Source organism: Lysobacter sp. F6437, from assembly GCF_052547215.1.
This window is the reverse complement of record NZ_JBQWRB010000001.1, coordinates 34,230-46,235: the sequence shown is the minus strand read 5'-3', so window position 1 is coordinate 46,235 and position 12,006 is coordinate 34,230. Positions and strand designations below refer to the sequence as shown.

The 12,006-nt window shown below is 68.1% G+C and carries 9 protein-coding genes and 1 tRNA gene; 5 read left to right on the top strand and 5 right to left on the bottom strand.

Translation table 11 applies throughout. The features are described from left to right. Positions 1-18 precede the first annotated feature (18 nt). Positions 19-105: transfer RNA gene (locus tag ACT9F5_RS00180), tRNA-Leu, on the bottom strand. Between the two features lie 184 nt (positions 106-289). On the opposite strand from ACT9F5_RS00180, the gene rnk reads away from it, so the two are divergent. The 4 genes from rnk (at position 290) to ACT9F5_RS00160 (ending at position 4,227) form a co-directional block, all read left to right on the top strand. Further along, the gene (gene rnk, locus ACT9F5_RS00175) at positions 290-706 is read left to right on the top strand and encodes a nucleoside diphosphate kinase regulator (RefSeq protein ID WP_445117949.1); all 417 of its coding nucleotides are present in this window, start codon (positions 290-292) and stop codon (positions 704-706) included. 63 nt (positions 707-769) lie between these two features. After that, positions 770-3,013 (top strand): DNA topoisomerase IV subunit A, encoded by a 2,244-nt coding sequence (gene parC / locus ACT9F5_RS00170; RefSeq protein ID WP_445117948.1) that lies wholly within the window; start codon positions 770-772, stop codon positions 3,011-3,013. 6 nt (positions 3,014-3,019) lie between these two features. After that, on the top strand, positions 3,020-3,676 hold the full coding sequence (locus tag ACT9F5_RS00165) for a thiopurine S-methyltransferase (RefSeq protein ID WP_445117947.1): 657 nt from the start codon (positions 3,020-3,022) through the stop codon (positions 3,674-3,676). Positions 3,677-3,723: 47 nt separating this feature from the next. Next, complete coding sequence (locus ACT9F5_RS00160; RefSeq protein ID WP_445117946.1) at positions 3,724-4,227, top strand: hypothetical protein; 504 nt, start codon at positions 3,724-3,726, stop codon at positions 4,225-4,227. Between the two features lie 16 nt (positions 4,228-4,243). Here ACT9F5_RS00160 and asnB read toward each other — a convergent pair whose 3' ends face one another. Beyond that, positions 4,244-5,935: an asparagine synthase B gene (asnB, locus tag ACT9F5_RS00155; protein WP_445117945.1), complete on the bottom strand. Its 1,692-nt coding sequence runs from the start codon at positions 5,933-5,935 to the stop codon at positions 4,244-4,246. Positions 5,936-6,158: 223 nt separating this feature from the next. Between asnB and ACT9F5_RS00150 the strand changes: the two genes are divergently transcribed. Continuing rightward, complete coding sequence (locus ACT9F5_RS00150; protein WP_445117944.1) at positions 6,159-8,453, top strand: M20/M25/M40 family metallo-hydrolase; 2,295 nt, start codon at positions 6,159-6,161, stop codon at positions 8,451-8,453. On the opposite strand, the gene dapE is transcribed toward ACT9F5_RS00150, so the two are convergent. The 3 genes from dapE to ACT9F5_RS00135 form a co-directional block, all read right to left on the bottom strand. Continuing rightward, the gene (gene dapE / locus ACT9F5_RS00145; RefSeq protein ID WP_445117943.1) at positions 8,450-9,580 is read right to left on the bottom strand and encodes a succinyl-diaminopimelate desuccinylase; all 1,131 of its coding nucleotides are present in this window, start codon (positions 9,578-9,580) and stop codon (positions 8,450-8,452) included. The two genes, ACT9F5_RS00150 and dapE, sit on opposite strands and share 4 nt — an antisense overlap. 69 nt (positions 9,581-9,649) lie before the next feature. Beyond that, positions 9,650-10,006, bottom strand: coding sequence for a Spx/MgsR family RNA polymerase-binding regulatory protein (locus tag ACT9F5_RS00140; RefSeq protein ID WP_445117942.1), 357 nt, complete (start codon positions 10,004-10,006; stop codon positions 9,650-9,652). Positions 10,007-10,090: 84 nt separating this feature from the next. Then, positions 10,091-11,980, bottom strand: coding sequence for a CocE/NonD family hydrolase (locus ACT9F5_RS00135; protein ID WP_445117941.1), 1,890 nt, complete (start codon positions 11,978-11,980; stop codon positions 10,091-10,093). Positions 11,981-12,006: the final 26 nt, after the last annotated feature.

Sequence of the window (12,006 nt, the reverse complement as noted above, 5' to 3'; positions counted from 1 at the left end):
GTAGTCGTCGAACGATGTTGGTGCCCGGGAGAGGACTCGAACCTCCACGGAGTTGCCCCCGCTAGCACCTGAAGCTAGTGCGTCTACCAATTCCGCCACCCGGGCAAACCGCGCAGCAAGCTGTGCGGGCCGCGTATGTTGCGATGCGGCGTGATGGTTGTCAATACGCCGATGCGGTTTTTTACCGCCTTGCCGCGGGACCGCTGCGACACTAACGTCTGGAGTAGACTTGCCGTATCCCGCGGGCGGCGCATCGATGCGCCGCCCGTATCGCTTTGGAGCCAACCGCATGACCGCTTCGACCACTCCCACCCTGCTCCTGTCCCGCCTGGATTGCGACCGCATCGAGGCGTTGCTGGAGGACCCGCGCAATGCCGATATCGACACCTCCGCCCTGGAAGCGGAGCTGGCGCGGGCGCAGGTCGTCGAACCGGGCAAGATGCCGGCCGACGTGATCACGATGAACTCGACCGCGCGCTTCCTCGACGAGGCCAGCGGCGACGAGCGCGAGATGACCCTGGTCTACCCGTCCGGCGCCGACGGCAGCAACGACAAGGTCTCGATCCTGGCCCCGGTCGGCAGCGCCCTGCTCGGCCTGCGCGTGGGCGACACCATCGAGTGGCCGGTACCCAGCGGCCGCACGATCCGGCTGCGGGTGCTGTCGATCCGCTACCAGCCCGAGTCGGCCGGCGACCTGCATCGCTGAGCCGCGGTCGCGGCGCGGCCGCGCCCAACAGGCTCCATCGCTCCCATTGGTAACCGCTGATCGATGACTGACAACGTACGTCCGGCCTTCCACGGCTTCGAACAGATCCCGCTGCGCGAGTACGCCGAGCGCGCCTACCTCGACTACTCGATGTACGTGGTCCTCGACCGCGCCCTGCCGTTCCTGGGCGACGGCTTGAAGCCGGTGCAGCGCCGGATCATCTACGCGATGAGCGAGCTGGGCCTCAACGCCACCGCCAAGCCGAAGAAGTCCGCGCGCACCATCGGCGACGTCATCGGCAAGTTCCACCCGCACGGCGACAGTGCGTGCTACGAGGCGATGGTGCTGATGGCGCAGCCGTTCTCGTACCGCTACCCGCTGGTCGAGGGCCAGGGCAACTTCGGTTCCAGCGATGATCCCAAGTCGTTCGCGGCGATGCGCTACACCGAATCCAAGCTGACCCCGATCGCCGAAGTCCTGCTGGGCGAACTGGCGCATGGCACGGTCGACTGGGATCCGAATTTCGACGGCACCCTGGAAGAGCCTTCGTGGATGCCGGCGCGCCTGCCGCACCTGCTGCTCAACGGCACCACCGGCATCGCGGTCGGCATGGCCACCGACGTGCCGCCGCACAACCTCAACGAGGTCGTCAGCGCCTGCCTGCGCCTGCTCGACGACCCCGACGCGACCACTCGTGACCTGTGCGAGCACGTGCTCGGCCCGGACTACCCGACCACCGCCGAGATCATCACCCCGCGCGCCGACCTGCTGGCGATGTACGAGACCGGCCACGGCAGCGTCCGCGCCCGCGCGACATGGGAGAAGGAAGCCGGCAACCTTGTGATCACCGCGATGCCCCACCAGGCCTCGCCGGGCAAGGTCATCGAGCAGATCGCCGTGCAGATGCGGGCCAAGAAGCTGCCTTGGCTGGAGGACATCCGCGACGAGTCCGACCACAGCAACCCGACCCGCATCGTGCTGATCCCGCGCAGCAACCGGGTCGATGCAGAGCAGCTGATGGGCCACCTGTTCGCGACCACCGACCTGGAGAAGAGCTTCCGGGTCAACCTCAACGTGATCGGTTTGGACGGGCGTCCGCAGGTCAAAAACCTCAAGGCGTTCCTGACCGAGTGGCTGGAGTTCCGCACCACCACCGTGACCCGCCGCCTGACCCACCGGCTGGAGAAGGTCGAGCGTCGCCTGCACCTGTTGGAAGGTTTGCTGGTCGCGTTCCTCAACCTCGACGAGGTGATCCGCATCATCCGCAGCGAGGACGAGCCCAAGCCCGTCCTGATGAAGCGTTTCAAGCTCAGCGAGGAGCAGACCGACTACATCCTCGAAACGAAACTGCGGCAGCTCGCGCGGCTCGAGGAGATGAAGATCCGCGGCGAGCAGGCCGAGCTGGCCGCCGAGCGCGACAAGCTGATCGCCACCCTCGGCAGCAAGGCCAAGCTCAAGAAGCTGATCAAGGACGAACTGCAGGCCGATGCGAAGAAGTTCGGCGACGCCCGCCGCTCGCCGCTGGTCGCCCGCGGCGCCGCGCAGGCACTGTCGGAAACCGATTTGACCCCGAGCGAGCCGATGACCGTGGTGGTGAGCGCCAAGGGCTGGGTGCGCGCGGCCAAGGGCTTCGATGTCGACGCCGCCGCACTCAATTACCGCGAAGGCGACGAGTTGCTGGCATCGGCCAGGGCGCGCAGCAACCAGCAGGTCGCGTTCCTCGATTCGACCGGGCGCAGCTACTCGACCATCGTCCACAGCCTGCCGTCGGCGCGCGGCAACGGCGAGCCGCTGACCGGGCGGTTCTCACCGGCGCCGGGCGCGTCGTTCCAGGCGGTCGCCAGCGGCGACAACGACAGCCGCTTCGTGCTGGCGTCGAGCCACGGCTACGGCTACGTCACCCGCTTCGAGAACCTGACCAGCCGCAACAAGGCCGGCAAGGCGATGCTGTCGCTGACGCCGAACGCTTCGGTGGTGCAACCGGCGCCGGTGGCCGACCTCGACACCGACCGCGTGGTGGTGGCGACCACCGCCGGCCACCTGCTGGCGTTCCCGGTCGCCGAACTGCCCGAGCTCGACAAGGGCAAGGGCAACAAGCTGATCGACATCCCCAAGGCCAAGCTCGGCACCGAGCGCGTGGTCGCGATCGCCGTGGTGCCGCCGGGCGGCTCGCTGTCGGTGAAGTCCGGCGCCCGCACGATGACGTTGTCGTGGAAAGACCTCGACGGCTACATCGGCGCGCGGGCGACGCGCGGCGGGTTGTTGCCGCGGGGTTGGCAAAAAGTCGAAGGCCTGGGCGTCGAGTAAACCGCGATGCATCCCGACTACTGGCACGCCCGCTGGAACGAAGGCCGCACCGGTTTCAACCAGCCCGACGGCAACCCGTTGTTGCAGCGCCACTGGGCGGCACTCGACCTGCCCGCCGGCAGCCAGGTGTTCGTCCCGCTGGCCGGCAAGTCACCCGACCTGCTGTGGCTGGCCGCGCGTGGCCACCGGGTGCTGGCGGTGGAACTGTCGCCGCTGGCGATCGCGGAGTTTTTTGCCGGGACCGGCACCGAACCGTCGGTTACCCGCTCCCGTTATGGCACCCATCATCGCGCTGGCGATATCGAGATGATCTGTGGCGACGTGTTCGACCTCGATCGCCAGGCCCTCTCGGACTGCACGGCGTTCTACGACCGCGCGGCGCTGATCGCATTGCCACCCCCGCTGCGGCAGCGTTACGTCAACGAAGTCTATGCGGCGTTGCCGCGGGCTTGCCGCGGCCTGCTGGTGTCACTGGAGTACCCGCCGCAGGAAATGGAGGGCCCGCCGTTCGCGGTCGACGAGGCTGAAATCCGCAAGCTGTATGAGTCCGACTGGTCGGTGGAGACGCTGGAACGGCAGGACATTCTTGCGAACCAACCGGCATTCCAGGCGCAGGGCCTGACCACGATGAACAACGTGGCGTACGCCCTGCAACGGAGCTGAAGGCAGTGGCATTTTCGACTGGTAAGCGGATCCTCTACGGAGCAGTGATGTCCGCCGCGCTCCTTGCGATCGGATGCGGGACCACCGAAGGACGGCAGGACGCGGACAGCACGCCGCTCGCAGCATGGTGGTACGACATGGATTTCGAGCCCGTATCGAGCTCGGTCCACGGCATCGACGTGAGTCGGTTCGATCCGACCTGGAAGCTCGCCAGCGCTCTCGACGCGAAGATGCTCGAAGGTCGCATTCCCCCCGTGGATCTCGCCCGCTATACGGACTCGGGGATGTCGTTCGCACTGCAGGACGACCTCGACGGGGACGGGATGCCGGAAGAGGTACTTGCAGGTGTATTCAGCACCCGCGATGGCGGCGGTGGCCGCTTTGTCGCCATCACCCGCGACGGGCAGCTGGTCCGGCACTTCTCCCAGCCCGGCCCCGCCGGTTTCAGCGCGCTGCTCAAATACGGCGACGAAGTCCGCTGGTACAAGTGTCTGGAGTGCGGCGAGTTCGAATCGATCAGGTGGTCCGGCGAGTCGTTCCTCCTCGAATAGTTGCCTTTGAGCCTCATCACGTCGCCGCCTGGTGCACTCCCGCCACCGCCCTGCCCGATGGATCGGCGGCGTCGGCAAACGCGGCGTCCCAGGCGATCGCCGCGGGTGAGGAGCACGCGATCGACTTGCCGCCCGGCACCGTCTGCGCGCAGGCCTCGCCGGGGAACAGGCCCTCGAAGATGCGTCGATAGAAACAGGCTTCCTTGCTCTGTGGCGGGTTGACCGGGAAGCGGCTGGCCGCGGCGGAGAATTCCCGGTCGCTGACATGGGCCTCGGCGTGCGCCTTGAGTCCGTCGATCCAGCCGTAGCCGACGCCGTCGCTGAACTGCTCCTTCTGCCGCCAGAGGATCTCGGCGGGGAGGTAGCCTTCGAACGCCTCGCGCAACACCGCCTTCTCGATGCGCAGACTGCCGTCGGCGCGCGGCCCGACCATCTTGGCGCTCGCATCCATGCGCATCGCCACGTCCAGGAACTCGACGTCGAGGAACGGTACGCGCGGCTCGACCCCCCAGGCCATCATCGACTTGTTGGCACGCAGGCAGTCGTAGTTGTGCAGCGCGTCGAGCTTGCGCACCAGCTCGTCGTGGAACTCGCGCGCGTTCGGCGCCTTGTGGAAGTACAGGTAGCCGCCGAAGATCTCGTCGCTGCCCTCCCCCGACAGCACCATCTTCACCCCCATCGCCTTGATCCGCCGCGCCAGCAGGTACATCGGCGTCGATGCGCGGATGGTGGTGACATCGTAGGTTTCGACGTGGCGGATGACCTCGGGCAGCGCGTCCAGGCCTTCTTCAAGCGTATAGGTGAAACCGTGGTGGACGGTGCCCAGTGTCTCGGCGGCGATTTCGGCCGCGGCTAGGTCGGGAGAGCCTTCCAGTCCGATCGCGAACGAATGCAGTCGCGGCCACCAGGCTTCAGCGCGGTCATCCTCCTCGACCCGGTGCCGGGCGAACCGCGCCGCACACGCCGCCACCAGCGAGGAGTCCAGTCCGCCCGATAGCAGCACGCCGTATGGCACGTCGCTCATCATCTGCCGGTGCACAGCGCGTTCGAACGCTTCACGCAGTTCGGTCGGCGTGACCTGCACACCGATGGTCGCATCGTGGTTGCGCCACGGGCGCTCGTAGTAGCGATGCAGCCGGCCGGTTGCACTGTCGTACCAGTGGCCGGGCGGGAACTGCGCCACGTCGCTGCAGATGCCGACCAGCGCCTTCATCTCCGAGGCAACCCAGAGTCGGCCGCTGCTGTCATGCCCCCAATACAGCGGGCAGACGCCGATCGGATCACGGGCGATCACGTGGCGGCCGCGCGCACGATCCCACAGCGCGAACGCGAAGATGCCGTTGAGCTGGTCGAGCCAACCGCCAACGTTCTCGTCCCGCGAGTACAAGGCGTTGATCACCTCGCAGTCCGAGCCGGTCTGGAACGCGTACGGCCGCGCCAGCGCGTCCTGCAGTTCGCGATGGTTGTAGATTTCGCCGTTGACGGCGAGCACGAGCTGCCCGTCGCCCGAACGGATCGGTTGTGCACCACCAGCCGGATCGACGATCGCCAGCCGCTCGTGGACGAGGATCGCACCATCGTCGACATGCACGCCGCTCCAGTCCGGGCCGCGATGACGCTGGCGTTGCGAGAGCTCCAGCGCCTGCCGCCGCAACTGGACAAGGTCATCGCCCGGGGCGAGGCCGAAGATTCCGAGAATCGAACACATGGTGGGGTTTCCTGGTGGATGAAGGGAACAACGTCGGAAAACAAAAAGGCCCGCACTTCGCAGTGCAGGCCTTGGGGAACGATGAGCGTGTCGCGCGCGCTAATCGCCGGCCTGCGGAGGGCTGGCGTTGTTATTGCGGCGATTGTTGGCGACGAGGCGCATGGCGAATCCGGTATGTGGGGGTACCCGCCGTATGATCCCGGCTGGGCTCGAGGGAACCCCGATGTCGACACTTTCCACCGATGACCGCCGCGACGCAAGCCGGCGGATGGCGATAGCCGCGGTTCTGCTGCTGGCGGCCTGCCTGGCGGCGTGGCTCGGGATCCACGGCAATCGCGCCCCGCCCGCTGCCGGCCCCGAGGCCCCGGCCGAGGCGTTCTCCGCCGCCCGGGCGATGGGCGTGCTGGAGCGGATCCTTGGCGACCAGCGCCCGCACCCCACCGGCAGCGCCGCGAACGCCGCAGTCCGCGACGCGATCGTCACCGAACTGCAGGCGCTCGGGCTGGACCCCCAGGTTCAGCGGCGCTTCGCCTGCGGCGGCTTCACCTGTGCCACGGTCGACAACATCGTCGCCCGGGTGCCCGGCGCCTCGCCCGATGACGCGGTGCTGCTGTCGGCGCACTACGACTCGGTCGCCGCCGGACCGGGCGCGTCGGACGACGGCGCCGGCGTGGCCGCGATCATCGAAGTGGCGCGGGCGCTGCAGGCGGGTCCATCACCCGCGCGCGACGTGTGGCTGCTGCTCAACGATGGTGAGGAGCTGGGTCTCATCGGCGCAGAGGCGTTCACGCGCGAGCCGGAGTTCAAGCGCATCGCGCGGGTGGTCAACCTGGAGGCCCGTGGCACCACCGGCGCCAGCCTGCTGATCGAGACCCAGGCCGGCAACGCTGCGTTGTCCCGGTTGTTGCGAGAGTCGTTGGCGAGGCCCGCCGGCTCATCGCTGGAATACGAGATCTACCGAACGTTGCCCAACGACACCGACTTCACCGTCTATCGGCGCGGCGGCCTGGCCGGCGCCAACTTCGCCTGGGCGCGGGCGCCCGCGCGATACCACACGCCGCTCGACGACATCGCCCACCTCGATCCCGGCTCGCTGCAGCACCACGGCGATCACGCACTCTCGCTGGCACGGGCGTTTGCCGCCGCCGAACCACCGGTGGCGGGTGACGCGGACGCGGTGTTCTTCAGCCTGCCCGGCGACGTGATGGCCGGCTGGCCGGTGGCATGGAACCCGGCGCTGCTGTTGATTGCCCTGGCGCCGTGGCTGGCGCTCGGGTGGCGACTGGTGCGCAACCAGTCCGCGCGGGCGATCGCGTTACCCGCGGCGGGTGCGGTGGTCGTCGCCGGCCTCGGCGTGCTGGTGGTCGCAGGCCTGCTGGGTCACCTGTTGCTGCGCACACTTGGGGCGATGCCGGCCACTTGGACCGCACAGGGTGCCGCGATGGTGGCGTTCTTCGTGTTGCTGGCGGGCGGGTTGTTGGTGCCCTGCGGCTGGGTGGTGCGCCGGTTCTCTGGAGAGGCAGCGCTGGCGTGGGCGTCGTTGCTGCCGTTCGCGCTGGTGGCGATCGCGACGGTGTTGTGGATGCCCGGTGGCGCGCACGTGGTGTTGCTGCCATTGCTGATCGGCGCGGTGGCCGGGCACGTCGCGCCGCGCCGGCCGGTGCTGTGGGCCGGCCTGGCCGCGTTGCCGGCGGCGCTGCTGTGGGCGCCCTACGCCGAAGGTTCCTACGATGCCGTCGGGCACGAGGGACTGGTCGCGGTGCCGGTGGTCACCGGACTGATAATGCTGCCGCTGCTGCCGGCGCTGCTGTCGTTGCGCCGCGGCATGGTGCTCGCAACCGCGGGCGGCTGGTTGGCAGCACTGGCCTGCGCATTGCTGGCGCTGTTGCAGCCCGCGTTCGATGCCGACGTGCCGCGCCCGGTCAACCTGGTGCTGGTCGCGGGTCCGGAGGGATCACGGGTATTCGCGCAATCGCGCGCGATGCTGCCGGGCGGCTTCTTCCGCGACACGGGGTTCGCTCGCGAGTCCAGCCCGATGCATCCGTGGGGCGGATGGGGCCTTGCCGGGCCGCTCGGTCCGGCGTTGCCGGCCCCGGCAGTCATGATTGAAAGTCACGAAGTGATAGGTGATCGCCAGTACCTGCAGGTGCGGCTCCGCTCGCCGCGCGGCGCCCTCGAAGGCGGGCTGATGTTGCCGGGCACGGTCGACATCGGTTCGGTACGCGTCAACGGGCAGCCGCTCGCACCGTCACGATGGCACGCCGGCAGCGAACCGTGGCGGCGCATCTCGGTGGTCGGGCTTGCCAAGGAGGGTGCGGTGATCGCGTTCGAACTTCCGGTCGGCGCGACGCAGTTCCATGCCTTCGATCGTTCGCACGGCCTACCGGAACAGTTGGCCGGCGTCACGGCCGCGCGCGACGGAATCGGCGTGCCGATCGGTTCCGGGGATGTGTCGATTGCGTGGTCCACGGTGCCATTCCCGCAAACCACGGGCGCCGGCGCAATACGCGGCGACTAGCGCACAAGCAACCGTTCGATCAGCGCGAGGTAGAGGTCCGGCAGCGCTTCCAGGTCGGCGACGCTGACGTGCTCGTCGACCTGGTGGATGCTGGCGTTGACCGGACCGACCTCGATGCACTGCGCGCCCAGCGGGGCGATGAAGCGTGCATCTGACGTGCCGCCACCGGTGCTCTCTTCCGGCATCGCGCCGGCGAAGGACGCCAGCACCTCGCGCGCGGTCGAACGCAGCGATCCTTCCGGCGTGTGGAACGGTTCCCCGCTGCGGTGCCAGCGCAGGTCGAACTTCAGGCCATGCCGTTTCAACAGCGCCTCGCACTCGGCCTCGAGCCGGGCGGCGTCCCAATGCGGGTTGTAGCGCAGGTTGAACAACACCTGCAGGTCGCCGGGGATGACATTGCTGGCGCCCGTGCCCGCACCGATGTTGCTGATCTGCAGGCTGGTCGGCGGGAAGCTCTCGTAACCCTCGTCCCAGCGCCGCGCCGTCAGTTCAGCCAGCGCCGGCAGCGCCTGGTGCACCGGGTTGCGCGCCTTGTCCGGATAGGCAACGTGGCCCTGCACGCCGTGCACGGTGAGCGTGCCGGTCAGCGAACCGCGGCGGCCGACGCGCAGCAAGTCGCCGAGCATGCGGGTCGAAGACGGCTCGCCGGTGATGCACCAGTCGATCCGCTGGCCGCGCTCGCCGAACGCCTTCGCCACGCGCCGCACGCCGTCGATCGCATCGCCCTCCTCGTCCGAGGTCAGCAGCAACGCCACTGTGCCGGGATGGTCCGGGTGCGCGGCGACGAAACGCTCCAGCGCGACCACGAACGCGGCGACGCTGCCCTTCATGTCCGCCGCGCCGCGTCCATGGAGCATGCCGTCGCGGACCTCCGGAATGAAGGGATCGCTGCTCCAGGCTTCCACCGGGCCGGTCGGCACCACGTCGGTGTGGCCGAGCAGCACCAGCACCGGGCCGCCATCGCCGTGCGTCGCCCAGAGGTTGTCGACCTCGCCGAAGCGCAGGTGTTCGCAGGAAAAACCGGCGCGATGCAGACGCCCGGCGAGCAGGGCCTGGCAGCCGGCGTCGTCAGGGGTGACCGAGGGGCGCGCGATCAGTTCGCGCGCGAGATCGAGGACTTCGCTCATGCGCCTATCGTAGCCGCAGGACGGCTCCGGTCCGCGTTGCCATGACCGTTGCCAGTCCGGGAGAACAACTCAGACGCCGAAACGCTTCTTGAAGCCGTTGTCGCTGAACCCCTGCGTCATGACACCGTCATCGGTGACCACCACCGGGCGCCGGACCAGTTGCGGATACTCGCGCAGCAGCAGCTTCCACTCGGCATCCGACGCCGATGCCTTGCGGTTGTCGGGCAGTTGCCGCCACGTGGTGGACGACTTGTTTACCAGCGACTCGAAGCTGCCGGCCTGTCGCGCCCACTCGACCAGGGTTTCCGGCGACGGCTTGTTGTCGCGGTAGTCGACGAACTCGTGCGCCACCCCGAAGCGATCCAGCCACTTGGTCGCCTTGCGGCAGGTGTCGCAGTTCTTCAGGCCGTACAGCGTGGTTGTCATGCCCGCTCCCATCGTTTGCGATGCGCGCATGATGCCGAAAACCCGTGCATGCGGCGACCGCGAGGCCGCCGCATGCACGGTGCGTCAGCGCCTGACGACCGGCAGTTCGATGTAGCTCGCCGCGTCCGCCGAATGATGCACGGCGTTGTCGGCCACCACCGGCTCGCTTTCGGTCTCGTTGGCGCCGCCGGTGTTGAGGTTGCGTGCGAACTTCGGGAAGTTCGAGCTGGTCACCTCGACCCGGATGCGATGGCCCTTGTCGAACCGGATCGAGGTCGTGATCGGCGTGGGCTCCAGCGTGTACACCTGCCCCGGCTGCATCGGCTCGGGCTGCGTGTAGCTGTCGCGGTAGCGCGCGCGCAGGATGGTGTCTCCGATGATCCAGGCGGTGCCGTCGGGCGCCACGTCGACCAGCTTGACCGCGAAATCCGTGTCGCGCGCGCTCGATGACACCTTGAGCACCGCGTCGACGAAACCGCTGACCTCCATCGGTTCCTCCAACGGCTCGCTGGTGTAGACCAGCACGTCGTGGCGGGCCTCGATCTGGCGCTGGTCGAACGCGCCGGCCGTCACCAGTCCGCCGTTGCAGCAGTCGCCGCCGCCGATGGTCTGGACCGGGTTGGCCGGATCGTAGCGGTAGCGGTCCTCGGGTTCGTCACCGGTGGGTGCCTCGAACGACAGCACGCCGTCGCCGTACATCGAATTGGCGTTCCCGCCCGAGTGCAGGTACATGCGGACCGGCTCGGCGGCCTTCGGTGGCCACTGGCTGTCGGACTGCCAGCGGTTGGCGCCCATGGTGAAGTAGCGCACGTGCGGCGTGTCCGATGCGAACGCAGCGGGCTTGCCCTTGAGCCAGCGGTCGAAGAACGCCCAGATCTGCCCGTCGACCGGGAAGCTCGCGTCGCCCATTTCGCGGTTGCCTACCTTGTAGTCCTCGCCGAGCTTGGAGAACTGGCAATGCGGGTTCGGGCCGACCACCACGTACTGGTTGGCGCTGGCCTCGCGGTCGGAGTTCACCGTGCGTGCGTGGTTGAACAGCGCCATGTTCGGGCCGATCGACACGTCGTACCAGCTGTTGAACCACAGCGCGGGCACGCCCCAGCCCATGGAGTCGTCGTACAGCCCACCGGTCTTCCATGCCGGATCGCCGGGACCGCGCGCGATCAGCTCCTCGAAAGTGCCCGCCGGCTCGTCCAGCGACGACAGCAGCGCGGCGTACGGCAGGTGGCGGATGTGCTCTTGCCAGTCGACCTCCGGCTTCTCCGCCTGAAGGTCGTTGTACTGCGCCACGCGGGCGCGCATCTCGCCGGTGAGGTCCTGCGGCAGCTGCGCGCGCATCGGGTTGTCGACGCCGTACATCCACACCGCGAACAGCGTGCGCGGCACGCCGCCGGTGTAGAAGTTGCCCTGCTCCCAGAACGGTCCGACCTTGCCGATGCCCGCGCCGGACGCCATCGGCACCATCGCCGCATGCGCCGGGTGGTCCATACCCGCCAGCGCCAGTTGCCACTCGGCCGAGGACGAGCAGCCCAGCGTGCCGACCTTGCCGTTCGACCAGGGCTGCTCCGCGATCCAGCTGAGCGCGTCGTAACCGTCGGTCTGCGGGTAGCCGAGGATCTCGTAATCGCCCTGGCTGAAATAGCGGCCGCGCTCGTTCTGCACGATGAACGCGTAGCCACGGCGCACTGCTTCGATCGCGTAGCGCGCGGTGCTTCCGCGTACCTCGTGCTCGTTGTAAGGCGTCTTCCACAACACTGTCGGCAACTTGCCGGTCGCGCCCTTCGGTCGCCAGATATTGGTCGACAAGCCGATGCCGTCGCGCATGGGTACCAGCACGGCGGTCTCGGTGTCGGCGATCGCGTCCAGTTCGGCACGCAGGCCGTCATCGCTGTAGCGCGTCAGGTCCTGCGCGGACGCTGTGGACGCGACCACCAGTGCCGCCATCAGCAGCACGGTGACAAATGGCTTCTTCATGGATCGACTCTCCCCGGGGCGATCTT

Bases quoted from the DNA above. Each gene is read 5' to 3' on its own strand.
- rnk (WP_445117949.1), top strand. From the start codon at position 290: ATGACCGCTTCGACCACTCCCACCCTGCTCCTGTCCCGCCTGGATTGC.
- parC (WP_445117948.1), top strand. From the start codon at position 770: ATGACTGACAACGTACGTCCGGCCTTCCACGGCTTCGAACAGATCCCG.
- ACT9F5_RS00165 (WP_445117947.1), top strand. From the start codon at position 3,020: ATGCATCCCGACTACTGGCACGCCCGCTGGAACGAAGGCCGCACCGGT.
- ACT9F5_RS00160 (WP_445117946.1), top strand. From the start codon at position 3,724: ATGTCCGCCGCGCTCCTTGCGATCGGATGCGGGACCACCGAAGGACGG.
- asnB (WP_445117945.1), bottom strand. From the start codon at position 5,935: ATGTGTTCGATTCTCGGAATCTTCGGCCTCGCCCCGGGCGATGACCTT.
- ACT9F5_RS00150 (WP_445117944.1), top strand. From the start codon at position 6,159: ATGTCGACACTTTCCACCGATGACCGCCGCGACGCAAGCCGGCGGATG.
- dapE (WP_445117943.1), bottom strand. From the start codon at position 9,580: ATGAGCGAAGTCCTCGATCTCGCGCGCGAACTGATCGCGCGCCCCTCG.
- ACT9F5_RS00140 (WP_445117942.1), bottom strand. From the start codon at position 10,006: ATGACAACCACGCTGTACGGCCTGAAGAACTGCGACACCTGCCGCAAG.
- ACT9F5_RS00135 (WP_445117941.1), bottom strand. From the start codon at position 11,980: ATGAAGAAGCCATTTGTCACCGTGCTGCTGATGGCGGCACTGGTGGTC.